This is a genomic window from Bradyrhizobium huanghuaihaiense (assembly GCF_025200885.1).
GTDB lineage: Bacteria > Pseudomonadota > Alphaproteobacteria > Rhizobiales > Xanthobacteraceae > Bradyrhizobium > Bradyrhizobium huanghuaihaiense.
In genome coordinates this window covers 7,136,012-7,161,227 of record NZ_CP104172.1, presented here as the reverse complement: position 1 = coordinate 7,161,227, position 25,216 = coordinate 7,136,012, and the positions used below count along the sequence as shown (strand labels likewise).

The following is a 25,216-nucleotide window of genomic DNA, read 5'->3' as shown; positions in this document are numbered from 1 at the left end:
GCGCGACAATGCGTGTGGGGGCTGAGCACTAGACAAGGATCGACAGATGCCGCCGTTCGTCGCTTTCGCGGGCGTCCTGGGCGGGCTTGCCGTGGTCCGCTGGGCCTACAAGACCGCCGTCCGGATCAACCAGGAGCTGGAGGAGATGCGCCTGTCACGCGTCGCCGAGGCCGCGCACATGGGGGAAATCCAGACGTTGAAGCGCGACCCCGTGACCGGAGCTTACCGGCCGGGCTAGCCGCGCCAAAAACCGCTGCCGTAGGGTGGGCAAAGCGAAGCGTGCCCACCACCAGCATCGGAAGTCCCCGGAAAGATGGTGGGCACGGCGCAAGAGCGCCTTTGCCCACCCTACCGCACCGTCCAAGATCGGCCCGAATCCACCCCCCTTTGCCTTGATTCCCATCCCTGCCGTCGATACGGTCCCGCGCGATTCAAAACCCCCCGCGAGAGCCTGATCTGACGATGGACGCCTCATTGCCCGCCCATATGCGCCCGGAACGCTCGTTCCAGGGCTTCATCCTCGCGATCCAGCGGTTCTGGGCCGAGCAGGGCTGCGTGATCCTGCAGCCGTACGACATGGAGATGGGCGCGGGCACCTTCCATCCGGCGACCACGCTGCGCGCGCTCGGGCCCAAGCCCTGGAACGCGGCCTATGTGCAGCCCTCGCGCCGGCCCAAGGACGGCCGCTACGGCGAGAATCCGAACCGGATGCAGCACTACTACCAGTTCCAGGTGATCATGAAGCCGTCGCCGCCGAACCTTCAGGAGCTGTACCTGAAGTCGCTCGCCGCGATCGGCATCGATTCCGCCGTGCACGACATCCGCTTCGTTGAGGACGATTGGGAGAGCCCGACGCTGGGAGCCTGGGGCCTCGGCTGGGAGTGCTGGTGCGACGGCATGGAAGTCAGCCAGTTCACCTATTTTCAGCAGGTCGCCGGTTTCGAATGCGCGCCGGTTGCGGGCGAGCTCACCTACGGGCTCGAGCGCCTCGCGATGTATGTGCAGGGCGTCGACCGCGTGTACGACCTCAACTTCAACGGTCGCGAGGGCGACGCCAAGGTCACCTATGGCGATGTCTTCCTGCAGGCCGAGCGGGAATATTCGAAGCACAACTTTGAAGTCGCCGACACCGCGATGCTGTTCGAGCAGTTCAAGATGGCGGAAGCGGCGTGCAGAAAGTACCTCGACGCCGGCTGGAAGGACGACAAGCGCGAGGCGCACCTGATGGCGCTGCCGGCCTATGACCAGTGCATCAAGGCGAGCCACGTCTTCAATCTGCTCGATGCGCGCGGCGTGATCTCCGTGACCGAACGGCAGAGCTACATTCTTCGCGTGCGCGAGCTGGCCAAGGCCTGCGGCGAGGCCTGGATCCATACTGAAGCGGGCGGAGCGGCCTGATGCCCGAACTTTTGCTTGAACTGTTCTCGGAAGAAATCCCCGCCCGCATGCAGGCCAAGGCGGCCGACGATTTGCGCCGCATGGTCACCGACAAGCTCGTTGCCGAAGGCCTCGTCTACGAGGGCGCCAAATCCTTCGCGACGCCGCGCCGCCTCGCGCTCACCGTGCACGGAATCCCTGCGCGCCAGCCGGACCTGAAGACCGAGCGCCGCGGCCCGAAGGTCGGCGCGCCCGATGCGGCCGTGCAGGGCTTTCTGAAAGCGACGGGCTTGAAGTCGCTGGACGAAGCCAAGATCCAGCGCGACCCCAAGGGTGATTTCTACATCGGATTGATCGAGAAGCCCGGCCGTGACGCGATCGATGTGCTCGCGGAAATCCTCCCGGTCATCATCCGCACCTTCCCCTGGCCGAAATCGATGCGCTGGGGCGCGCGCTCGGGCAAGCCCGGCTCGCTGAGCTGGGTGCGTCCGCTGCACGCGATCACCGCGACCTTCGGGCTCGAGACCGAAGAGCCCGATGTCGTGAAGTTCGAGGTGGACGGCATCGAGACCGGCCAGACCACCTACGGCCACCGCTTCATGGCGCCGGAAGCTATCTCCGTGCGCCGCTTCGAGGACTATGAAGCGAAGCTGAAGGCTGCAAAAGTCATCCTCGATCCGCAGGCGCGCAAGGACATCATCTTTGCCGACGCCAAGGAACTGACCTTCGCGCAAGGTTTTGAGCTCGTCGAGGATCAGGTGCTGCTCGACGAGGTCTCCGGCCTCGTCGAATGGCCCATCGTCATGATGGGATCGTTCGAGGAAGAGTATCTCGCGATCCCGGAAGAAGTGATCCGTGCCACCATCCGCAACAACCAGAAGTGTTTTGTGGTCAGGGATTCCAAGACCGGCAAGCTGACCAACAAGTTCGTGCTCACCGCCAATATCGAGGCGACCGACGGCGGCAAGGTCATCGTATCGGGCAACGAGCGCGTGATCCGTCCGCGCCTGTCGGATGCGAAGTTCTTCTACGAGACCGATCTGAAGACGAAGCTCGAGGATCGTCTGCCGAAGTTCGAGCAGATCGTGTTCCACGAGAAGCTCGGCACGCAGGCCGCGCGCATCAAGCGCATCGAGCGGCTCGCCGCCGAGATCGCGCCGCTGGTCGGCGCCGATGTCGCAAAGGCGACGCGGGCCGCGCATCTGGCGAAGGCGGATTTGCTGACCGAAGTCGTCGGCGAATTCCCCGAGGTGCAGGGCCTGATGGGCCGGTACTACGCGAAGGCCCAGGGCGAGGATGATTCCGTCGCCGCCGCCTGCGAGGAGCATTACAAGCCGCAAGGACCCGCCGATCGCGTGCCGACCGATCCGGTCAGCGTTGCGGTGGCGCTCGCGGACAAGATCGACACGCTTGTTGGCTTCTGGGCGATCGACGAGAAACCGACGGGATCGAAGGACCCGTATGCGCTGCGCCGTGCCGCGCTGGGTGTGATCAGGCTGATCGCCGAGAACGCACTGCGTCTGTCGCTGATGAAGGTGGCGGCGTCCGCGCTCGCCGGCTTGTCGGTGAATCCTGCCGACGCCCAGAAGCTTCCAAGCGATCTCCTTGCCTTCTTCGCCGATCGACTGAAAGTCCAGCTCCGCGAGCAGGGCGCGCGGCACGATCTCGTCGATGCCGTGTTCGCGCTTGGCGGCCAGGACGACCTCCTGATGATCGTCCGCCGCGTCGATGCGCTCGGCAAATTCCTCGACAGCGACGACGGCAAGAACCTGCTCGCCGGCACCAAGCGTGCCAGCAACATCCTCTCGATCGAGGAGAAGAAGGACAAGCGCAGCTTTGACGGCGCGCCCGATGCTGCGCTCTACAGCCTCGCTGAGGAGAAGGCGCTGGCCAAGGCGATCGGCGAGGTCAAGGCGGAAGCGAGTGCTGCCGTCGCCAAGGAGGACTTTGCCGCCGCGATGAGTGCGATGGCGAAGCTGCGTCCGCCGGTCGATGCGTTCTTCGACAAGGTCCGCGTCAACGACGACGATGCGAAGGTGCGCGAGAACCGCCTGAAGCTGCTGAACGAAATCCGCAGCGCCACGCGTGCGGTCGCGGATTTTTCGAAGATCCAGGATTGAGGCGCGGGTATCGCGGCTCTCGTTCCCCGGACGCTGCGCAGCGCTTCTTAGCGGTGCGCTGCAGAGCCGGGGCCCATATTGCCTCGTGCTCGGAGCTTCTGGGTCCCGGGTCGCGCTTCGCTTGCCCGGGACACGAGAGAAAAAAGCCCCGCCCGGCGGGGGGAGACCGGGCAGGGCCTGATGTCCGATTTAACACTGCTCACGCCAGCCTGATTGAAGTGGCGCGCCGGACATCTAGTCGATCAGCGGCGTTTTGATACCAGTTCGCGTGCGAAAACACGTCCGGACAACAAGCTAGTCCAGCACCTCGACGATGCGGCGCGAGCGCGGCTCGACCAGCACGGTTTCGCCGTTCACGACGGTGTAGCGATAGGTGGTGGCGCCGAAACGTTGCGGCACGTCATAATAGGTGACGCCGCTTTCGGGTAAGGTGGCGCCGACCACCACGCGATCCGGGACACGGAAGGCTGGCACACGTTGCTCGACCACATAGTCGCGGAAGGCCGGTCGCTGTTCGACCGCAATCGTCGGGCCGCTCTCGACCACGACAGGTGCGCGTCCGACCGTGCCGCTTTGCGCCTGCGCCGCCAGGGGCGAGCCGATCGCGGCCGCGAGCGCTGCAAGGGCAAGAATCCTGTTCTGCATGCAAAACTCCTTCGCATGTTTCGGAAAGCGCCAGTGGCGCGACTCGTTGCCAATGCATGCGTCTTGGCAATGTTCCGGCAAAACGCCCGCCGCATTCGCGGCAATTTCAGGCAGTTTTCGCGAAAGGAGGAACCCGCATCGCGCCTTGTGCGTCTCTACTCGCGGAACCGGGGCCGCTATGATCCGCCCGCGATTCGCGCCACCTCCACAGAAAGATAATTCATGCACATCACCGTCGCCCACATTTCGCCGATCCTGTCGTTGATTGCGGGCGTGCTCATCCTGATCATGCCGCGGCTGCTCAACCTGATCGTCGCGATCTTTCTCATCGTCAACGGCGCGATCGGGCTCGGGCTCCTGAAGTGGCTCCACCTCTAGGGGTTCATTTTCCGGAACTGTCCGACTTGCGCGGGCCCCTCCAAAGTGGTGTAAGGCCCGCGATTTCCCATTCCTCTCGCAGGTTGTGTGCAAGCTATGGCCAAAGCCGCCTCGAAGCCTAAGAAAATACCAGCGAAATCAAAGTCCTCCGCCAAGGCGAAAGCCGCGCCGGCGGCCCGCAAGACGCTTGCCAAGAGCGCCTTGAAGAGCGCCCCGAAGCCGGTGGCCAAACCCGTGGCGAAGCCTGCCGCGAAGGCCGCAACCAAGCCGGCTGCGCCGAAGGTTGCCGCCAAGGTCGCGCCGAAGAAGGCTGCACCAGCCAAGGCGGCGCCAGCTGCCCCCAAGGCCGGCAAATGGGTCTACACATTCGGCGACGGCAAGGCCGAGGGCCGGACGGAGATGCGCGACCTGCTCGGCGGCAAGGGCGCCAACCTCGCCGAGATGGCCAATCTCGGCCTGCCGGTGCCTCCCGGCTTCACCATCCCGACCTCGGTCTGCACTTACTTCTACGCACACGACAAGTCCTACCCGAAGGAATTGCAGTCGCAGGTTGAGAAGGCGCTCGACCATGTCGGCAAGTTGACCGGCAAGGTGTTCGGCGACACCAAGAACCCGCTGCTGGTCTCCGTGCGCTCCGGCGCGCGCGCCTCGATGCCGGGCATGATGGATACCGTGCTCAACCTCGGCCTGAACGACGAGACCGTGGAAGCGCTGTCGGAGCTGTCGGGCGACCGCCGCTTCGCCTATGACAGCTATCGCCGTTTCATCACTATGTATTCCGACGTGGTGCTCGGTTTCGAGCATCATCACTTCGAGGAAATCCTCGACACCTTCAAGGACAGCCAGGGCTACACGCTCGACACCGACCTGTCCGCCGACGACTGGGTCGAACTGGTCGGCAAGTACAAGGACGCGGTCGCGCGCGAGACCGGCAAGGACTTCCCGCAAGATCCGCACGACCAGCTCTGGGGCGCGATCGGTGCGGTGTTCTCATCCTGGATGAACGCGCGCGCGGTGACCTACCGCAAGCTGCACGACATCCCGGAATCCTGGGGCACCGCGGTCAACGTGCAGGCCATGGTGTTCGGCAACATGGGCGAGACCTCGGCGACCGGCGTTGCCTTCACCCGCAACCCCTCGACCGGCGAGAGCAAGCTCTACGGCGAATTCCTGATCAACGCGCAAGGCGAGGACGTGGTGGCGGGCATCCGCACGCCGCAGGACATCACCGAGGAGGCGCGGAAAGAGTCGGGCTCCGACAAGGCGTCGATGGAATCGGCGATGCCGGAAGCCTTCAAGGAGCTGACGCGGATCTACACGCTGCTCGAGAAGCACTACCGCGACATGCAGGACATGGAGTTCACGGTCGAGCAGGGCAAGCTCTGGATGCTCCAGACCCGCGGCGGCAAGCGCACCGCCAAGGCGGCGCTGCGCATCGCGGTCGAGCTCGCCAATGAGGGCCTGATCTCGAAGAAGGAAGCGGTGACGCGGATCGATCCGGCCTCGCTCGATCAGCTGCTGCATCCGACCATCGATCCCAACGCCAAGCGTGACGTGATCGCCACGGGCCTGCCGGCATCCCCGGGTGCGGCCTCCGGCGAGATCGTGTTCTCCTCGGATGAAGCCGCCAAGCTTCAGGGCGATGGACGCAAGGTCATCCTGGTCCGCATCGAGACCAGCCCGGAAGACATCCACGGCATGCATGCCGCCGAAGGCATTCTGACCACCCGCGGCGGCATGACCTCGCACGCGGCGGTCGTCGCCCGCGGCATGGGCAAGCCCTGCGTCTCCGGCTGCGGCACCATCCGCGTCGATTACGGCCGCGGCACCATGAGCATCGGCTCGCGCACCTTCAAGACCGGCGACGTCATCACCATCGACGGCTCGCTCGGCCAGGTGCTCGCCGGCCGCATGCCGATGATCGAGCCGGAGCTCTCCGGCGAGTTCGGCACGCTGATGAACTGGGCCGACCAGGTCCGCAAGATCGGCGTCCGCGTCAACGGTGACACGCCGGATGACGCGCGCACCGCGATCAAGTTCGGTGCCGAAGGCATCGGTCTCTGCCGCACCGAGCACATGTTCTTCGAGGAGACCCGCATCCGCACGGTACGCGAGATGATCCTCTCCGAGGACGAGCAGTCGCGCCGTGCCGCGCTCGCAAAGCTGCTGCCGATGCAGCGCGCCGACTTCGTCGAGCTGTTCGAGATCATGAAGGGCCTGCCCGTCACGATCCGTCTGCTCGACCCGCCGCTGCACGAGTTCTTGCCGCACACCCATGCCGAGGTCGAGGAAGTGGCGCGCGCCATGCACACCGATCCGCGGCGCCTCGCCGACCGTGCGCGCGAGCTCTCGGAGTTCAATCCGATGCTCGGCTTCCGCGGCTGCCGCATCGCGATCGCCTATCCGGAGATCGCGGAGATGCAGGCACGCGCGATCTTCGAGGCGGCGGTCGAAGCCGAGAAACGTACCGGCAAGGCCGTCGGCCTCGAGGTGATGGTGCCGCTGATCGCGACCAAGATGGAGCTCGACCTCGTCAAGGCGCGCATCGATTCCACCGCGAAGGCGGTGATGCGCGAGACCAACACCAAGATCGGCTATCAGGTCGGCACCATGATCGAGCTGCCGCGCGCCTGCCTGCTTGCGGCAGAGATCGCGGAGAGCGCCGAGTTCTTCTCCTTCGGCACCAACGACCTCACGCAGACGACCTACGGCATCAGCCGCGACGACGCGGCGAGCTTCCTCGGTCCCTACGTGACGAAGGGTATCCTTACTGTCGATCCCTTCGTCGCGCTGGACCAGGAGGGCGTCGGCGAGCTGGTCAAGATCGGCGTCGCGCGCGGCCGCAAGACGCGTGCGAAGCTCAAGGTCGGCATCTGCGGCGAGCACGGCGGCGATCCTGCCTCCGTCGCCTTCTGCCACAACATCGGCCTCGACTATGTCTCCTGCTCGCCGTACCGCGTGCCGATCGCACGCCTCGCGGCGGCGCAGGCCGCGCTCGGCAAGGCGGTCGCCAGTCAGGCGTAAGGCGAAGCGCAGAATTGAGTTTGAAAGAGGCGGGCCAAGCCCCGCCTCTTTTCATTTGTGCACCGCTCTCTTCACGCCGTCATTGCGAGCGCAGCGAAGCAATCCAGAATCTTACCGCGGTGGCAGTCTGGATTGCTTCGCTGCGCTCGCAATGACGAGTGTGTTGCACACCAGGAACCCATCACGCGTCCCGTAATGATACGCGCGAGCAAGAGTTCCTTCACCATTCGCGTTGACCAGATGTTTACTGCTTTACGTGAGGCCGCATTTACCAATGCGCAGCATCGCCCCGTGAAAACACCTGCAATCGCTTGAGTGTGCCGCGTGCGCAACGCCGATTAACGCCCCGGCAACCTAAATTGGATACTTACGATAAAGATCGAATTGCACGGATGTACTGAGTTCGATCAGACGAGCGTAAGCGTAGCGTGAGCGTATCGATGTCAGTGTTGCGTAAGCATCCGAAGGGCGCGCGGTTCGCGTCCTTCGGCATCGGTCTCTGCATCTTCGCATTGATGCCGAGAGAGACCGGCTATCAGGACATTGCCTCTCTGCTGGCGCGTCAGCCCGGCGTCGCCGAGCGTTGGCAGAAGCAGGTGTTCTCCGCGGCGTCCTCGATCCAGCTCGCCACCTACAGTTTCTCCCGCCCCATCGGCACTTCGGTTCCGCAGAGCGCGATGGTTCGCCTCGCAAGCATCGACGGCCGCGACGTCACCGGTGCGATCAGCCGCAATCCCGCGCTCCAGGCGGCGCCGCGCTATCAGGCCGCAGATTTTCCCAAGGTCGATCGCTCGCTGAAGGGTGATCGCCTTGCAACCGCTACACCCGCGCAGGCTCCGGAGATCGCGCCGCCCGCCGCGACGCCCGCGCTGGAAGATCCCGCGACGTCGAACAGCTCGGTGTTCGGCGCCAAGACCGCTGCATTGCCGCAAGCGATGTCGCAAGCAATGTCACCTGAGTCCGCCGCCGCGCTCGACCCGGAGCTTGCAGAAGCGATGCGCGCGCCGCCATTGCCGCAATATGCCAATCCTCCGCAGGCCAGCGACGTTGCACGCTCGTTCGCGGTGCAGCCGCTGGAGGCGCTGAAGCGAGCGACTGCGCCGACGACACCCGTGCGCGATCCGTTCAGCGTCAAGACCTCGAACCTGTTCTTCGGCAGTTCCTCGCTCGGCGGCAATCTCGACAGCATCGAGAGCTGGCAGCCCGGCGCCGAGCCGCTGATTGTGATGCCCGACCCCGACATGAAGGTCATGGCCTCGCTGAGCCCGCCGACGGCGGAGATCGCCAAGGACATCGAGAGCGGCGAGAGTGTCGCGCCGAAGGGCGAGGTCAACGCCGACAACCAGCGCGCCAAGTCGCCGGCAGAGCGGCTCGCGCTCGACGACAAGTCGCGCGCGAAGTCGGAGAAGTGCCTCGCCGAGGCCGTCTATTTCGAATCCCGCGGCGAGGCCGTGCGCGGCCAGATCGCGGTGGCGCAGGTGGTGATGAACCGCGTATTCTCGGGTAAATATCCCGACACCGTGTGCGGCGCGGTCTATCAGAACAAGCACCGCCATTTCGCCTGCCAGTTCACCTTCGCCTGCGACAACAATCCCGATGTGATCCGCGAGCCCGAGATGTGGGAGCGTGCGAAGAAGATCTCGAAGGCGATGCTCGATGGCCAGATCTGGCTGCCCGAGGTCGGCAAGTCGACGCACTACCACGCTTATTGGGTGCGCCCGTCCTGGGTCGCCGAGATGAAGAAGATGTACAAGACCGGCGTGCACACCTTCTATCGGCCGCGCAACTGGGGCGACGGCAGCGAGGAACCCAGCTGGGGAACACCGGCGCAGACGGCAGCACTCGCGGCTGAACTCGCGCAGGAAGCCAAGAGCTCCGCCGAGATGGGCAACACGGAACGGCGGTAGTTGTCCTTCACCTCTCCCCGCTTGCGGGGAGAGGTCGGATCGCTTTAGCGATCCGGGTGAGGGGGTACAGGTCTCTCGACAGTCGCATGTGCGGAGAGAGGCCCCTCACCCCAACCCTCTCAGCGCGAGCGAAGCTCGTCGCGGCCCCGTAAGAACGGGGAGAAGGGGGTAGACCGTCTCACATCTCGATATCCAGCGCGCAGTCGAAGTTCGGCGCCGAATGCGTCAGGGCGCCGGAGGACGCATAGTCGACGCCGGTCGCAGCGATGGCCGCAATCGAGTCCAGCGTGACGCCGCCCGACGCCTCCAGCTTGAGGCGGCCCTCGTTGATCCCCACGGCCTCGCGCAGCGTCGCAAGGTCCATATTGTCGAGCAGCACGGCATCAGCCAATCCGGTGTCGAGCACCTCGCGCAGCTGGTTCAGCGTATCCACCTCGATCTCGATCTTGACGAGATGGCCGGCATGGGCGCGGGCCCGCTCCAGTACGGCACGGATGCCGCCGGCGACTGCGATGTGATTGTCCTTGATCAGGATCGCATCGTCGAGGCCGAAGCGATGGTTGAAGCCGCCGCCGCAGCGCACTGCGTATTTCTCCAGCGCGCGCAATCCCGGCGTGGTTTTTCGTGTGCAACAGATACGCATCCTGGTGCCTTCGGTGCGCGCGACGTAGTCCGCCGTGAGCGTGGCTATGCCTGACAGGCGGCCGACGAAGTTCAGCGCGGTGCGCTCCGCGGTGAGAATGGCGCGTGCGGGACCCGTGATGGTCAGCACCTGCTGCCCGCGGGCGACGCGCGCGGCGTCGCGGACATGCGCGCGCACCTCGATGTCGGTCGAGAGCTTTTGCAGCGTTGCCAGCGCCAGCGGCAGGCCAGCGATCACGCCGGACTGGCGCGCGACCAGGATGGCCTGCGCTCCTGTCGCTTCGGGAATCGTCGCCAGCGAGGTGATGTCGCCGGCACGGCCGAGGTCTTCGTCGAGGGCGCCGTTGACGGCCTCATCGATGGCGAGCGGCGAGAGGAAGGCATCGGGATAGAGCAGCGAGGTCGGGGTGATCATTGGGGGACTCCGTCAGGCGATCAGGGGTTGCGCAATGCGCGGCAGCGGACGCTCGCTCAGGCTCTCCGCGACCTCGCGCGCTGCGGCGAGCGTGGTCATCGTTCTCTGCGCCAGCGCGGGGTTATCGGCCGGATGATCGGCACGGAAATGCGCGCCGCGGCTCTCGCGCCGCATCCAGGCCGCAGCGGCAACGAGCAGGGCTGAAATCGCCATATTGCGAAGAGCGATGTTTCCAGTCTCGCGTTCCAGCGTGGCGAAGTGGCGCATGGCTTCCGCAAGCCCATCGCCGTCGCGGATCACGCCGACATGCGCGCTCATCATTGCGCGCAGCCATCTCATGTCAGCTGCATCCGGCGCGCCGCCGCGCGGCGTCACGATTGCGTCGGGGAGGCGGGCAGGCGAGGGCACCGTGCGGCCGGCGATGTCGTCGGCGATGCGTGCGGCATAGACCACGGCTTCCAGCAGCGAATTGGAGGCGAGGCGGTTGGCGCCGTGCGCGCCCGTGGAAGACACTTCGCCGCCGGCCCAGAGCCCGTCGATCGAGCTGCGGCCGCGCGCATCCACCGCGATGCCGCCCATGTGGTAATGCGCGGCCGGCGCGATCGGAATGGCTTGCTTCGCGGGATCGATCCCGGCGGCGATGCAGCTCGCATGCACCGTCGGAAATTTTTCGGCGAAGCGCGCGCCCAGCGCCTCCCGTGCATCGAGGAAGGCGCCGCGCCCGGCGGCGATCTCGGCGAACACGCCGCGGGCCACGATGTCGCGCGGCGCGAGCTCGGCGAGCGGATGGCGCACCAGCATGAAGCGCTCACCATGGCCGTTGATCAGCGTCGCGCCTTCGCCGCGCAGCGCTTCAGTCGCGAGCGGTGCCGGATCGCGGCCGACCATGATGGCGGTGGGGTGGAACTGCACGAACTCAGGGTCGGCAATTACCGCGCCGGCGCGGGCTGCGATCGCAAGGCCCGAGCCGCTGGCTTCCATTGGATTGGTTGTGACGTCATAGAGATGACCGAGGCCGCCGGTCGCCAGCACCACCACGCGCGAGGCGAGGAGGACCGGCTTTGCTGAGGGATTGCCGACTTCGCGCAGCTGAAGCCCGGTGACGGCGCCGTCCCCGGTCAGCAGCGACTCCGCGACCAGACTTTCGATGATGCGGATCGACGGCGTGCGGCGCACCGCCTCGCTCAAGGCTGCGATGATCGCAGCGCCCGCCCCATCGCCACGCACATGCACGATGCGCCGGGCCGAATGCGCGGCTTCCCGCCCCACGGCGAGCCGGCCTTCGAGGTCGCGGTCGAACGGCACGCCATAGGCAAGAAGATCGTGGATACGCGGCGCCGCCTCCCGCGCAATGCCGAGCGCGACGGCTTCGTCGACGAGGCCGCCGCCGACGGCCACGGTATCTGCGGCATGCGCCTCCGGCGTATCGCCTTCGGCTACGGCCGCGGCGATGCCGCCTTGCGCCCACGCGGACGAGGCGCCCTGGCCGAGCGGCGCCGCCGAGATCAGCGTCACCGGCCGCGGCGCGAGTTTCAGCGCGCAGAAGAGTCCGGCGAGACCGCCGCCGACGATGACGACGTCGTCGGTCGAGCGGGTGAGATTGTGGATGTTGTTTGTCATGGATATCTCCGTTCACTCCGCCGTCGTCCCCGCGAAGGCGGGGACCCATAATCCCAGGGAGGAGTTGTGGCGCGAACTCGTCACCACGAGTCATCGCCAAACATCTTCCTGTGGTTATGGGTCCCGGATCTGCGCGCGCTTGACGCGCGCTTGTCCGGGACGACGGCTGTGTTTGTGGCGACTTGTGTTGCTAGTTCTTCAGATTGATCATCCGCTCCACCGATCGCCGCGCCCGCTCCGCAAGCGCGGGATCGATCGTGACTTCCTCGCCGAGCGTGAGCAGGCTCTGCAGAATGTTGGCGAGCGTGATGCGCTTCATGTGCGGGCAGAGATTGCAGGGGCGCAGCATCTCCACATCCGGCAGCTCGGCGCGGACATTGTCGGCCATCGAGCATTCCGTGATCATCACCAGCCGCCGCGGCCGCTTGTTGCGCACCCAGTTGATCATGTGCGCGGTCGAGCCGGTGAAGTCGGCCTCCGCCAGCACGTCCGGCGGACATTCGGGATGCGCGATGATCTGCACCGACGGATCGGCCTCGCGATAGGCGCGCAGCTCCTCGCCCTTGAAGCGCTCGTGCACCTCGCAGGCGCCCTTCCAGGCGATGATTTTCACGTCGGTCTTCGAGGCGACGTAGGTCGCGAGGTAGCGGTCGGGCAGGAAGATCACGGTCGGCGCATTCAGGCTCTCGACCACCTGCACCGCATTCGAGGAGGTGCAGCAGATGTCGACCTCGGCCTTCACCTCCGCCGACGTGTTGACATAGGCGACGACAGGCACGCCGGGAAATTTTTCGCGCAGCAGGCGCACGTCGGCGCCGGTGATGCTGGAAGCAAGCGAGCAGCCGGCGCGCGAATCCGGGATCAGCACCGTCTTCTCCGGGTTGAGCAGCTTCGAGGTCTCCGCCATGAAGTGCACGCCGCACTGGACGATGATGCCGGCCTTCACCTTGGTGGCCTCGACCGCGAGCTGGAGTGAGTCGCCGCCGATGTCGGCGACGCAGTGGAAGATCTCCGGCGCCTGGTAGTTGTGCGCGAGGATCACCGCGCCGCGGGCCTGCTTCAGCTCGTTGATCGCGTGAATCGTCGGCGCCATCAGCGGCCATTCGATCGGCGGGATCACGTGCTTGACGCGCTCATAGAGCGGCGCGGTGGCGCGCTCGACGTCGTCAGTCCATTCCAGCGACGGCATCGGCAGCGCGGGCCGCGGCACGGGCACGGCGCGGGGAGAGGTGATGACCTTGCCCTGCGACCGGTTGGCAAAATCGTCGGGGCCGTAAATTCCAGTGATTGGCATCAAAGCCTCCGTTTCATGTCATTTATGCTCATATTGAGTATATATTGGGTCTGATTAATCCGGCCCGAGGGCCGGAGCAGACTTCATTGCCACTCTAATATGCTCAATATGAGTAAATCAAAGATAACACACGCCGCGATGGATCGCTAGGCCCAGTCGCACACATTCCCGTCAGGCGAGGCCTCATTGAAATGCAATGCTCCCGCGACAGCCCTTCGTGGAATGCAACCGCTTTTGACTTGGGGTTTTCATGCAAATGCATTAAACGAGCTGGCTCGCGGCTGCCTTCTCCGGACCGCCAACAACAGACAAGGAGCACACCATGTCGAGATCAGCGGGCGAGCTCGGTCCGGTCGCGCGTTCCTCCACCTGGCGCACACCGGCGATCATCATTCTCTGCGGCTGCGCCATCGGCATGCTCGGCTTCGGCCCGCGCTCGGCGCTCGGCTTCTTCGTGCAGCCGATGAGCCACGAGTTCGCCTGGGGTCGCGACGTGTTCGGTCTCGCGATCGCCGTGCAGAATCTGTTGTGGGGACTGGGCCAACCCTTCGCCGGCGCGGTCGCCGATCGCTTCGGCCTGTTCCGGGTGATGTGTGTCGGCGCGCTGCTCTATGCCGGCGGCCTGCTCCTGATGCGCTATTCCTCGACGCCGCTTTCGCTCAACATCGGCGCGGGAGTCATGGTCGGCTTTGGCCTTGCCGGCTGTTCGTTCAATCTGGTGCTGTCGGCCTTCACCAAGCTTCTGCCCGCGGAGAAGCGCGGCCTCGCGCTTGGTGCCGGCACCGCGGCAGGCTCGTTCGGCCAGTTCCTGTTCGCGCCGATCGGCGTCGCGCTCATCGACAATTTCGGCTGGCAGCAGGCGCTCACCGTGTTCGGCTTCCTGATGCTGCTGATCATTCCGCTGGCGCTGGCGCTCTCCACGCCGCGGGTCGCAGCCACCGGCAGCACGATGCAAGCGGATGACCAGACCTTCACCAAAGCGCTCGCCGAAGCTTTCGGCCATCGCTCCTACGTCCTGCTGGTGCTCGGCTTCTTCACCTGCGGCTTCCAGCTCGCCTTCATCACCGTGCATCTGCCGGCGTTCCTGGTCGATCGCGGCATCTCGACGCAAACCGGCGGCTGGGTGATTGCGGCGATCGGCCTGTTCAACATCATCGGCTCGCTCAGCGTCGGCTATCTCCAGAACAATCTGCCCAAGCGCTACATCCTCTCGACCATCTATTTCACGCGTGCGCTTGCGACGCTTGCCTTCATCTCGTTCCCGATCACGCCGTTCTCGGCGATTGCGTTCGGCGCGATCTCCGGCCTGACCTGGCTGTCGACGGTGCCGCCGACCTCGGCGCTGGTGGCGCTGATGTTCGGCACGCGCTGGCTTGCGACGCTCTATGGCTTCGCCTTCGTCAGCCATCAGGTCGGCGGCTTCCTCGGCGTCTGGCTCGGCGGTATCGTGTTCGAAAAGTTCGGTTCCTATACGCCGATCTGGTGGCTCTCGATCCTGTTCGGCGTGCTCTCGGCGCTGATCAATCTTCCGATCGTGGAGAAACCCGTTCAGCGGGCGGTTGCGCAGCCAGCCTGATCGGCTAAACATCCCCGACAAACAAAGTCAGGGAGTTCAGTCGTGGCCACATTCAAGGCGATCCGGATCGACAAGGCGGACAAGGGCACCACCGCGCAGCTCGCGCAGTTCGACGAAGCCGAGCTGATGGACGGCGACGTCACCGTGCGCGTCGAATGGTCGACGCTGAACTACAAGGACGGCCTCGCGCTGACGGGCAAGGCGCCGGTGGTGCGCCGCTTCCCGATGATCGCCGGCATCGACTTCGCCGGTACGGTCGAAGCATCCTCGCATCCGCAATGGAAGGCCGGCGACAAGGTCGTCTGCACCGGCTGGGGCATGGGCGAGACGCATCTCGGTGCCTATGCCGAGAAGGCGCGGGTGAAGGGCGACTGGCTGGTCGCCCTGCCGCAGGGCCTGTCGGCACGCGACGCCATGGCGATCGGCACGGCCGGCTTCACCGCGATGCTCTCGGTGCTGGCGCTGGAGAAGCACGGTCTGTCGCCGAAGAGCGGTCCCGTGGTGGTGACGGGCGCAGCCGGCGGCGTCGGCTCGGTCGCCACCGCCGTGCTGTCCAAGCTCGGCTACCACGTCATCGCCTCGACTGGCCGCGCGGCGGAAGCCGACTACCTGAAAGAGATCGGCGCGGCGGAGGTCATCGACCGCAACGAGCTATCGGCCCCGGCCAAGCCTCTCGCCAAGGAGCGCTGGGCGGGCGGCGTCGACAGTGTCGGCTCGACCACGCTGGCGAATCTCCTGTCGATGACGAAGTACGGTGGCGCGATCGCCGCCTGCGGCCTGGCGGCCGGCATGGACCTGCCGTCTTCCGTCGCGCCTTTCATTTTGCGCGGAGTGTGCCTTCTCGGCATCGATTCCGTGATGTGCCCGATCGAGCCGCGAAAAGCTGCCTGGCAGCGTCTGGCTTCGGATCTGGACCGGACGAAACTATCTGAAATCACTCAGGAAATTTCGCTCGACGAGGTCCCGGGATGGGGTGCGAAAATCCTGGCCGGCCAGGTCCGCGGCCGCGTCGTGGTAAAAATTCTCTAACGGCGTTCAGACTTTACCAACCAAGCTGCTTCAATGTTGCCTTGGTTGGTATGGTAAGCAGCGGGTAAAGAGATAAGGCATCGCCCGCTGCGGGGGTTGGTTCGGAGTAGAGCATGCTTGCGCGTATTGTGTTGGGGGCTGTCACGGCGGCAGCGACGTTTGCGCCGGCCATTGCTGGAAGCATGAACGCCGACGAGGCGCGCCGCTTCGTCGCCGGCAAGGTATTCGCCTTCACCTGTTTCGACGGCACCCGCGGCGCGGGCCGCATCCTCGATGACCTCGGTGCTGCCGGCGCCGTGCAGTTCTCGGGCTCAGGCCCGGTGAAACATCTCCGCCTGCCCGGCAACACCCTCCAGATCCGCGGCCAGAACGTCTGCGCCTCGATCAAGGGCATTCCGTTCGAGCCCTGCTTCAACCTGGAAAAGACCGACGAGCGCAGCTTCCGCGGCTCGGTATCGGGCATGGGCTTCGCCTATTGCGACTTCCATCACCAGGGCGGCAATCAGATGCTGATGGCGCGCGCGGTGGCGCGTCCGCGTTCGCTGCGCTCGTCGGAGCACACTGGTTCGGTCGCCTCCTCGAGCACCGAGGTTGCCGCGCGCGTCGAGACGCCGCGTGTCGAGAGCAGCCGGCTCGAGCCGGTGAAGGCCGAAGCGAAGTCGGAGCCCGCCAGGAACGAAGGCCCGCTGGAGCTGCGTCGCTCCACCCAGTGAGCCGGCGGCGCGGGCCAATCCGCGTCTTGCCGTTGCATATGTCGATCGAACATCAAGCCGCGCGCGCCGTAGTCATACGGACGGCGGCTTTCATGCGTTGGTAGCTGTTCGCGTCCCAGTTTGCGTACGGCCGGGGGACGCGGCCCTAGACAAGGGTTCAACGATGTCGCTGTACTTCTTCCGCATCAGTACCGGTCGCTACTCCGGCGCCGCCGATCAACCCTACGAGTTCGACGATCGCGCCGCCGCGTGGACCGAGATGACCGAGGTTTGCGCCAATCTGCTCGGCGGGATCGCGCGCAGCATGAAGCCGAATGCGAAGTGGAGCATGGAGCTGCTCGACGAGAACAAGGAGCCGGTGTTCCGCATCAGCATCGTGGGCGAGACGGTGAGCTGACGAGACTCAACAACGGGAGGGTCCGTTAACGGACGTATTGTCCGCAAATCCGCGAAGTGCAAATTCACTGCACGCGAAAAGTGTGCAGGTCCCGTGGTTTGAGTAGTTTTTTCAGTATTTCTACCCAGCGCCGGGCGCTCTCACTTAACGTTAATGAGGAACCTCGCGGTTAGCCTTCCCGGGCTGTTCACGCGCATCGGCGTGGCAATGCGTATCCGGGATTGCTTCAATGTCGTTCATTCAGAACCTGCGAATTGGCACCAAGCTCGCCGTCACCTCCGCGCTGACCATCGCCCTCGTCGCGCTGATGATCTTCCTCCAGACGAGCGGAGGCACTGAAGTCCAGAGGCTCAGCAACGCCGCATCGGGACAGCAGGCGATCGCGCAAAACGCCGCTGAGGCGAAGGCGTCGGTGCGCGGGATGCAGATCGGCATTCGCGACATCCTGACCTCGTCCTCGCCGGCCGAGATGCAGAAGGCCGTCACCTATTTCGGCGATCGCCAGACGGCGGCGCTGAAATTCGCTGGCGAGATGGCAAAGCTGTCGCACTCGCCTGAGAACCAGAAGCGGATCGATCGCCTGACCGTGCTGATCGGCAATTTCGGCAAGGGCGAGCAGCAGATCGAAGCCATCCGCAAGCAGGAGCTCGCGCTCGACGGCAAGAAGGACGGCGAAGCAGCGGCGGAGCACGCCAGGCTCGCGGCCGAGGTCAACCGCATCCGCAAGGAAACCCTGGCGCCGATCAACGAAGAGATTTCGGAACTGACCAACGAGATCATCAATCTTGCCAAGCAGAGCAGCGCCGCAGCGCGTGCGGAGGCGGAAGCCGAGGCCGCCTCCGTTGCCCGGGTGTCGCTCGTCACGGGCGTGCTGGTCGCGCTGGTTCTGATCGGAGCGTGCATCTTCTCCGTCTTCAGCATCGCCCGGCCCATGCGCGCGCTGACGTCGGCGATGGAGAAGCTCGCCGGAGGTGATTTCTCGGTGATTCTGCCGGGCCTCGGCCGCAAGGACGAGGTCGGCGAGGTCGCGGGCGCCGTCGAGAAATTCAAGATCGTGTCCGAGCAGAAGGCGCGCGAGGAAGCCGAAGCCAAGATGCGGCAGGATCAGGTCGCAGCCGAGCAGCGCAAATCGGAGATGCGCAGGCTCGCCGACAGTTTCGAGGGCGCCGTCGGCGAGATCGTCGGGACGGTGTCATCGGCCTCGACCGAGCTCGAGGCGTCCGCCACGACGCTCACCTCGACCGCCGAGCGCACGCAGCAGCTCACGACCGTGGTCGCGGCAGCCTCGGAGGAAGCCTCCACCAACGTGCAGTCGGTGGCCTCGGCCACGGAAGAGCTGTCGTCCTCGATCACGGAGATCAGCCGGCAGGTGCAGGAATCCGCACGTGTCGCGAGCGAAGCCGTCGGGCAGGCGCGCACCACGACCGAGCGCGTCAGCGAACTGTCCAAGGCGGCAACGCGCATCGGCGATGTCGTCGAGCTGATCAACACCATCGCGGGCCAGACCAATTTGCTGGCGCTCAATGCGACGATCGAGGCGGCGCGCGCCGGCGAGGCCGGCAAGGGGTTTGCGGTGGTTGCATCGGAGGTGAAGGCGCTCGCAGAGCAGACCGCGAAGGCAACCGGCGAGATCGGTCATCAGATTGCAAGCATCCAGACCGCGACCGAGCATTCGGTCGGCGCCATCAGGGACATCAGCGACACCATCGAAAAGCTGTCGGAGATTTCCTCGACGATCGCGGCCGCGGTGGAAGAGCAGGGCGCGGCAACGCAGGAAATCTCCCGCAACGTGCAGCAGGCCGCGCATGGCACCCAGCAGGTGTCGTCCAACATCACCGACGTGCAGCGCGGCGCGAGCGAGACCGGATCGGCGTCCTCGCAGGTGCTGTCCGCGGCGCAGATGCTGTCCGGCGACAGCAACCGTCTGAAGCTGGAGGTCGGCAGATTCCTGCAGACCGTGCGGGCCGCCTGACCTTCCCATCTTCGCGTGTGGTTAACTTGTTAAGCTCGCATTCCGTGCTGAATCTCAAGGGGTTTTCGCACTAATTCAGTATTTGGACGGTGGCCGTGTTAACCAATTTGGAATGGCTAAGGCCCACCTTTTTGGCAAGAGCGATCAACGCCAGTGACCGCCGACAATGATTCGGCTGCGCATTCCTCTGAGGAAACACCAATGTTGAGCCTCGTTCGGAATTTGCGGATCGGGACCAAGCTGGCGATCGCGTCGACGCTCGGCATCCTCCTGGTCCTTTGCATCATCGCAAGTCAACTCGTCGGCAACGGCAATGTGCGAAATTCCAACAAGGCCGCGGTCGCGCAGCTCGAGCTGGCTCGCGAGGCGGTGGAAGCCAAGCTTGCGGCGCGCAGCATGCAGCTCGCCGTCCGCGATATCCGGCTCGCCAGCAAAGCGGCCGAGCTGCAGAAGGCCGGCGATGCTCTGGTCGACCGATCAAAATCGCTGAACGACATCGCCGATTCAATGCTCAAGCTGTCTCACTCCGAGGAGAACGGCGCGCGGATCCAGAAGCTGAAAAGCCTGTCTGCGGGCTATCTCAAGGGCGCGCAGCAGAACGCCGCCATTCGCGGCGAGGCGATTGCCCTCGCGGCGACGGACGCCGCCGGCGCTGCCAAGCTCTCCGAGGAAGGTGTGCGCCTGGCGCGCGAGGTGACGCTGCCGATTGCCGCCCAGCTCGACACGATCACGAGCGAGATTGCGGATCTTGCCAGGCACAAGAGCGAGGAAGAACTTGCCGCCGCGGCGCAGGAGATGTCCGCAAGCGAACGTCTCGGCACCGCGGTCGGCATCTGCACGATGCTCATCCTCATCGGCTCCTGGCTGATGTCATTCTTCACCATCGCGCGGCCGATCCGCGCGCTGACTGTTGCGATGGACAAGCTCGCCGGCGGCGACTTCTCCGTGGTGCTGCCCGGGCTCGGCCGCAGGGACGAGGTCGGCGGCGTCGCCGCGGCCGTCGAGAAGTTCAAGATCGTGTCGGAGCAGAAGGCGCGCGAGGAATCCGAGGCGAAGGTCAGGCAGGACCAGGCCGCAGCCGCGCAGCGCAAGGCAGAGATGCACAAGCTCGCCGACGGTTTCGAGGCCGCGATCGGCGAGATCGTTGATACGGTGTCATCGGCTGCGACCGAGCTGGAAGCTTCGGCATCGACGCTCACCTCGACCGCGGAACGCGGCCAGCAGCTCACCACAATGGTTGCCGCGGCTTCCGAGGAGGCGTCCACCAACGTGCAGTCGGTGGCTTCGGCCACGGAAGAATTGTCGTCGTCGATCACCGAGATCAGCCGGCAGGTGCAGGAATCCGCACGCGTGGCGAGCGAAGCCGTCGGCCAGGCGCGCACCACGACCGAGCGCGTCAGCGAACTGTCCAAGGCGGCGACGCGCATCGGCGATGTCGTCGAGCTGATCAACACCATCGCAGGCCAGACCAATTTGCTGGCGCTCAATGCGACGATCGAGGCGGCGCGCGCCGGCGAGGCCGGCAAGGGGTTTGCGGTGGTCGCATCGGAGGTGAAGGCGCTCGCAGAGCAGACCGCGAAGGCAACCGGCGAGATCGGTCATCAGATTGCAAGCATCCAGACCGCGACCGAGCATTCGGTCGGCGTCATCAGGGACATCAGCGACACCATCGAAAAGCTGTCGGAGATCTCCTCGACGATCGCGGCCGCGGTGGAAGAGCAGGGCGCGGCAACGCAGGAAATTTCCCGCAATGTGCAGCAGGCGGCGGAGGGCACCCATCAGGTGTCGTCCAACATCACCGACGTGCAGCGCGGCGCGACCGAGACCGGCTCGGCATCCTCCCAGGTGCTGGCGGCGGCGCAGTCGCTCTCCGGCGACAGCAACCGTCTCAAGCTCGAGGTCGGGAAATTTCTCGGGACGGTGCGGGCCGCCTGAGGGCGGCGTCCAAGCAGAAACAGGCTACAACCGCCGCGCGTGGCAGCGCGGCTGCTTGCGCGTACGCATGCTGCGGCGCCACGACGAATGCGGCGCAGGGTTAACTTTCCGGAAAAGCGACGCAGTCATGATGCCCGCGATTTTCCGGGGCTGAGTCGCCCTGCCTGTATTGCGTCCCGAGCGTATTGGAGCACATTGATGAGCGGCCTCTCCATCCGCCTGACCCACAAGGTCATGGCGATCGGACTATTCGGTCTTGTCGGACTTGCCGCCTTCGGCGCGATCTACGAGATCGGCAGCCTCTCCCAGGATGCCTCCCGCGCCGTCGCAAGCCGCGCCCGCGCGATCGCCGACCTCGACAAGCAGCTCTCGATCGACATGCTGGAGGCCCGTCGTAACGAGAAGAATTTCCAGCAGCGCCGCACCGAGAACCACGCCAAGGCGCATGCCGAGCTGATCGGGCCGATCAACCGCGATTTCGACGAGGTGGAGCGGCTGATGGCGGCCGCCGGCATCGGCGCACTGTCCGAGAAGATGAAACAGGCCCAGGACGGCTTCAAGCGTTACGCGTCCGACTTCGCCGCACTGGTGGCAGCCGAGACCAGGCTCGGGCTGAACGAGACGCTCGGCCTGTCCGGCTCGCTTCGCGGCGCGGTGCACGACATCGAGGCCAAGCTGAAGGAGATCGATGATCCCAGGACGACGACCTGGATGCTGATGATGCGCCGGCACGAGAAGGACTTCATGCTGCGGCGCGACCCCAAATACATTGCCGAGGTGAAGAAGGCCAGGGTTGAATTTTCCAAGGCGATAGAGGTCGTCGCAATTCCCACAGTGGTGATGAACGACATCACGGCCAAGCTTCAGAAATACCAGTCCGAGTTCGCGGCCTGGGCCGAGACCGCACAGCAGAGTGCGGCTCTCGACGCCGCCATGATGAAGACCTTCCGCGAAATCGAGCCTGCGATGGTCGAGGTGCGGACCGCCGTCGATGCCATGTACAGGCAGGCTGACGCGGCCGAGGCCGCGACCCGCGAGGCCGTGCGCTTGTGGATGGCCGTGGCCTTCGGCATCACCGTCGTCGTGCTCGCCGTGACCGGCCTTCTGCTCGGACGTTCGATCTCGAAGGCACTCGGTGCCATGGTCGGTGCGATGACGCGGCTTGCGCGCGGCGAGCTCTCGATCTCCGTTCCCGGCGTCGGGCGCAGGGACGAGATCGGCGAAATGGCCGGCGCCGTCGAGGTGTTCAGGACCACCATGGCGGAGGCCGAGCGGCTGCGCGTTGAACAATCGGAAGCGGATGCGCGCGGACGCGAACAGCGCAAGGCCGACATGCGGCGGCTTGCCGACACGTTCGAAGGCGCGGTCGGCGAGATCATCGAGACCGTGTCGTCGGCGGCAACCGAGCTCGAGGCCTCCTCCGACACGCTGACGCAGGCCGCCGAACGCGGCAACGGGCTCGCAACCGCCGTGGCGGCGGCCTCGGAGGAGGCGTCAGCCAACGTGCAGTCGGTGTCGTCGGCGAGCGAGGAGATGACCTCCTCGATCTCGGAGATCAGCCGCCAGGTTCAGGAATCGGCGCGTGTCGCCGACGTCGCGGTCGGACAGGCCGAGCGGACCAACGCACGCGTCGCCGAGTTGACGAAGGCGGCGAGCCGCATCGGCGACGTGGTCGAGTTGATCAACACCATCGCCGCCCAGACCAACCTCCTGGCGCTGAACGCGACGATCGAGGCGGCGCGTGCCGGCGAAGCCGGCAAGGGATTTGCCGTGGTCGCGACCGAAGTGAAGGCGCTGGCCGAGCAGACGGCGAAAGCCACGGGCGAGATCAGTCAGCACATCGGCGCGATCCAGACCGCGACGGAAGACTCCGTCGGCGCGATCAAGGAGATTGGCGACACCATCGCGCGGATGTCGGAGATCTCGTCGACCATCGCCGCCGCGGTGGAGGAGCGGGGCGCGGCGACGCAGGAGATCTCTCGCAACATCCAGCATGCCGCGCACGGCACGTCCGAAGTCTCGGCGAATATCGGCGACGTCCAGCGCGGTGCCGGCGAGACCGGAGCCGCCTCGGCGCAGGTGCATTCGGCCGCCCAGTCGCTATCGCGGGAGAGCAACCGGTTGAAGGGCGAGGTCGCGCGTTTCCTGGAGTCGGTACGGGCGGCTTGACGATGTCGGCGCTGCCGTTCCGATGTTGCATTGCGGTGTGCTGGTGCGGCGCCGCGGGATATCTGCGCGGCCGCAACAACTGGTTGCGGAAAAAATAACGCGGACGGGATCGCCCCGTAGTTTCACGTAGGTTCCTGTTAACGCCTGTTTGCGACTATGTGCGCAATCCTACCGGATAAGAACCAGCCAGCATTGTTGGAATGACTTCCGTCCTGTCGTCGGTCGTGACGATGGCGGCGCGGGGTGGTTTGCGCGTTGCTAGGTCTCATCGGGATTTGTCGTGATGTCGAAGTTGTCGATCGTCTTCAAGCTTCTGACCGTGTTGTCAGTCCTCGTGCTCTCGCTCGCCGGCGTCGGCGTGACGGCGATCGGCACCATGCAGAACATCAATGCCCACACGGTCGAGATCGCGGAAAGCTGGCTGCCGAGCGTGCGTGCGCTCGGCTCGCTCCGCGCCGACATCAACGAGCTGCGCGTCGCGCTTCGCCTGCACCTGATGCAGGAGAGCGCCGAGGGCAAGGAGGCCGCCGAGAAGCGGCTCGCCTCGCTGCAGGGACGCATCGAGAAGACCCGCAAGGTCTACGAGCCCTTGATCACCTCGTCCGAAGAGCGTTCGCTCTATGAGCAGTGGACCAAGGCCTGGGCCGAATATCTGAACGGCGTGCAGGAGGTGATGGCGCTGTCGCGCAAGAGCATCGGCCGCTTCCCGACCGATGCCAATGAGATGTTGCAGACCAAGGTCGCGAAGATGGCCCAGGCGGCCGATCCGCTGCTGCAGAAGGGCATCGAGCTCAACAACAGCGGCGCCGAGCTGGAGACCAAGCAGGCGGCGGACAGCTATGCGCTGATCTTCCGGGTCCTGGTCGGCATCATCGTGTTCTCGGTCGTGGTTGCGATCGGCGCGGCCTATTATCTCGTGCGCGACGTCTCGCGTGGCATTGCTTCGATCATCAAGCCGATGCAGTCGCTCGGCGAGGGCGATCTCTCGGCCGAGGTGCCGCATCGCGGCGAGAAGACCGAGATCGGATCGATGGCGGATGCACTGCAAATCTTCAAGGAAGCGCTGATCGCCAAGCGCGCCGCCGACGAAGCAGCCCGGCTCGACGCCGAGGCCAAGATCGAGCGCGGCCGCCGGGTCGATGCCATCACGAGCAAGTTCGAGGCGATGATCGGCGAAGTCGTCGGCACCGTCTCCTCTGCCTCGACCGAGCTCGAGGCGTCGGCATCGACGCTCACCAGCACCGCGCAGCGCGGCCAGGAACTCGCCACCGTCGTCGCGGCGGCCTCCGAGGAGGCCTCCACCAACGTCCAGGCGGTCGCCTCCGCGTCGGAAGAGCTGTCGTCCTCCATCACCGAGATCAGCCGCCGCGTGCAGGATTCGGCGCGGATGGCGGCGGAAGCGGTCGAGCAGGCGGGGCGGACCAACGAGCGCGTCAACGCGCTGTCGCAGGCGGCCTCCCGCATCGGCGACGTCGTCGAGCTCATCAACACCATTGCGGGCCAGACTAACCTGCTGGCGCTGAACGCCACCATCGAGGCGGCGCGGGCGGGCGAAGCCGGCCGCGGCTTCGCGGTCGTGGCGTCCGAGGTCAAGGCGCTCGCCGAGCAAACCGCGAAGGCGACCGGCGAGATCGGCGCGCAGGTGTCCGGCATCCAGGCCGCGACGCAGGAATCCGTCAGCGCGATCCAGGAGATCGGCGGCACCATCGAGCGGCTGTCCGAAGTGTCCGCGGCGATCGCCGCCGCCGTCGAGGAGCAGGGCGCCGCGACGCAGGAGATCTCGCGCAACGTCCAGCAGGCCTCGCTCGGCACGCAGGAGGTCTCCTCCAACATCACCGACGTGCAGCGCGGCGCGATCGAGACTGGCGAGGCCTCGGTCGAGGTGCTGTCGGCAGCGAAATCGCTGGCGACCGACAGCACGCGTCTCAAGGTCGAGGTCGCGCAGTTCCTGGAATCGGTCCGCGCGGCCTGATCCTCATGAGCATGATCCGGAAAAGTGTGAA

At 65.3% G+C, this 25,216-nt stretch carries 18 protein-coding genes; 14 read left to right on the top strand and 4 right to left on the bottom strand.

What is annotated here, in order from left to right; translation table 11 throughout:
- Positions 1 to 46 precede the first annotated feature (46 nt).
- The 3 genes from N2603_RS33825 to glyS all read left to right on the top strand — a co-directional run bounded on the left by N2603_RS33825 (position 47) and on the right by glyS (position 3,497).
- Positions 47 to 238, top strand: a complete 192-nt coding sequence (locus N2603_RS33825; RefSeq protein WP_018648788.1) for a hypothetical protein — start codon at positions 47 to 49, stop codon at positions 236 to 238.
- A 224-nt stretch (positions 239 to 462) separates the two neighbouring features.
- Positions 463 to 1,398 (top strand): glycine--tRNA ligase subunit alpha, encoded by a 936-nt coding sequence (locus tag N2603_RS33820; protein WP_260385536.1) that lies wholly within the window; start codon positions 463 to 465, stop codon positions 1,396 to 1,398.
- Positions 1,398 to 3,497: a glycine--tRNA ligase subunit beta gene (gene glyS / locus N2603_RS33815; protein ID WP_260385535.1), complete on the top strand. Its 2,100-nt coding sequence runs from the start codon at positions 1,398 to 1,400 to the stop codon at positions 3,495 to 3,497. Before N2603_RS33820 ends, glyS begins: the two co-directional genes overlap by 1 nt.
- A gap of 294 nt (positions 3,498 to 3,791) precedes the next feature.
- Here the strand turns inward: glyS and N2603_RS33810 are convergent, their stop codons facing one another.
- Positions 3,792 to 4,142, bottom strand: coding sequence for a DUF1236 domain-containing protein (locus N2603_RS33810; RefSeq protein ID WP_018648786.1), 351 nt, complete (start codon positions 4,140 to 4,142; stop codon positions 3,792 to 3,794).
- A 222-nt stretch (positions 4,143 to 4,364) separates the two neighbouring features.
- On the opposite strand from N2603_RS33810, the gene N2603_RS33805 reads away from it, so the two are divergent.
- The 3 genes from N2603_RS33805 (at position 4,365) to N2603_RS33795 (ending at position 9,451) form a co-directional block, all read left to right on the top strand.
- On the top strand, positions 4,365 to 4,520 hold the full coding sequence (locus N2603_RS33805) for a DUF3096 domain-containing protein (RefSeq protein WP_018648785.1): 156 nt from the start codon (positions 4,365 to 4,367) through the stop codon (positions 4,518 to 4,520).
- Positions 4,521 to 4,616: 96 nt separating this feature from the next.
- Positions 4,617 to 7,544 (top strand): pyruvate, phosphate dikinase, encoded by a 2,928-nt coding sequence (gene ppdK, locus N2603_RS33800; protein WP_260385534.1) that lies wholly within the window; start codon positions 4,617 to 4,619, stop codon positions 7,542 to 7,544.
- A 440-nt stretch (positions 7,545 to 7,984) separates the two neighbouring features.
- Positions 7,985 to 9,451, top strand: coding sequence for a cell wall hydrolase (locus tag N2603_RS33795; protein WP_260385533.1), 1,467 nt, complete (start codon positions 7,985 to 7,987; stop codon positions 9,449 to 9,451).
- A 178-nt stretch (positions 9,452 to 9,629) separates the two neighbouring features.
- Here the strand turns inward: N2603_RS33795 and nadC are convergent, their stop codons facing one another.
- The 3 genes from nadC to nadA form a co-directional block, all read right to left on the bottom strand.
- Positions 9,630 to 10,508 carry a carboxylating nicotinate-nucleotide diphosphorylase gene (nadC, locus tag N2603_RS33790; RefSeq protein ID WP_260385532.1) on the bottom strand — a complete coding sequence of 293 codons (879 nt, stop codon included), beginning with the start codon at positions 10,506 to 10,508 and terminating at the stop codon, positions 9,630 to 9,632.
- 12 nt (positions 10,509 to 10,520) lie between these two features.
- Entirely contained in the window at positions 10,521 to 12,128 is a 1,608-nt protein-coding gene (locus N2603_RS33785; protein ID WP_260385531.1) for an L-aspartate oxidase, read from the bottom strand.
- Between the two features lie 190 nt (positions 12,129 to 12,318).
- A complete protein-coding gene (gene nadA, locus N2603_RS33780; RefSeq protein ID WP_260385530.1) occupies positions 12,319 to 13,422 on the bottom strand; it encodes a quinolinate synthase NadA in 1,104 nt (367 codons plus the stop codon).
- A gap of 322 nt (positions 13,423 to 13,744) precedes the next feature.
- Here nadA and N2603_RS33775 point away from each other — a divergent pair, with 322 nt between their 5' ends.
- The 8 genes from N2603_RS33775 (at position 13,745) to N2603_RS33740 (ending at position 25,185) form a co-directional block, all read left to right on the top strand.
- Positions 13,745 to 14,998, top strand: a complete 1,254-nt coding sequence (locus N2603_RS33775) for an MFS transporter (protein ID WP_260385529.1) — start codon at positions 13,745 to 13,747, stop codon at positions 14,996 to 14,998.
- A gap of 42 nt (positions 14,999 to 15,040) precedes the next feature.
- The gene (acuI, locus tag N2603_RS33770; RefSeq protein ID WP_260385528.1) at positions 15,041 to 16,027 is read left to right on the top strand and encodes an acrylyl-CoA reductase (NADPH); all 987 of its coding nucleotides are present in this window, start codon (positions 15,041 to 15,043) and stop codon (positions 16,025 to 16,027) included.
- A gap of 113 nt (positions 16,028 to 16,140) precedes the next feature.
- Entirely contained in the window at positions 16,141 to 16,740 is a 600-nt protein-coding gene (locus tag N2603_RS33765; RefSeq protein WP_018648777.1) for a hypothetical protein, read from the top strand.
- Between the two features lie 163 nt (positions 16,741 to 16,903).
- Positions 16,904 to 17,137 carry a DUF6894 family protein gene (locus tag N2603_RS33760; protein WP_018648776.1) on the top strand — a complete coding sequence of 78 codons (234 nt, stop codon included), beginning with the start codon at positions 16,904 to 16,906 and terminating at the stop codon, positions 17,135 to 17,137.
- A gap of 229 nt (positions 17,138 to 17,366) precedes the next feature.
- Positions 17,367 to 19,109: a methyl-accepting chemotaxis protein gene (locus N2603_RS33755; RefSeq protein ID WP_260385527.1), complete on the top strand. Its 1,743-nt coding sequence runs from the start codon at positions 17,367 to 17,369 to the stop codon at positions 19,107 to 19,109.
- Positions 19,110 to 19,310: 201 nt separating this feature from the next.
- The gene (locus tag N2603_RS33750; RefSeq protein WP_260385526.1) at positions 19,311 to 21,044 is read left to right on the top strand and encodes a methyl-accepting chemotaxis protein; all 1,734 of its coding nucleotides are present in this window, start codon (positions 19,311 to 19,313) and stop codon (positions 21,042 to 21,044) included.
- A gap of 198 nt (positions 21,045 to 21,242) precedes the next feature.
- Positions 21,243 to 23,213 carry a methyl-accepting chemotaxis protein gene (locus N2603_RS33745; RefSeq protein WP_260385525.1) on the top strand — a complete coding sequence of 657 codons (1,971 nt, stop codon included), beginning with the start codon at positions 21,243 to 21,245 and terminating at the stop codon, positions 23,211 to 23,213.
- A gap of 283 nt (positions 23,214 to 23,496) precedes the next feature.
- Positions 23,497 to 25,185, top strand: a complete 1,689-nt coding sequence (locus tag N2603_RS33740; protein ID WP_260385524.1) for a methyl-accepting chemotaxis protein — start codon at positions 23,497 to 23,499, stop codon at positions 25,183 to 25,185.
- Positions 25,186 to 25,216: the final 31 nt, after the last annotated feature.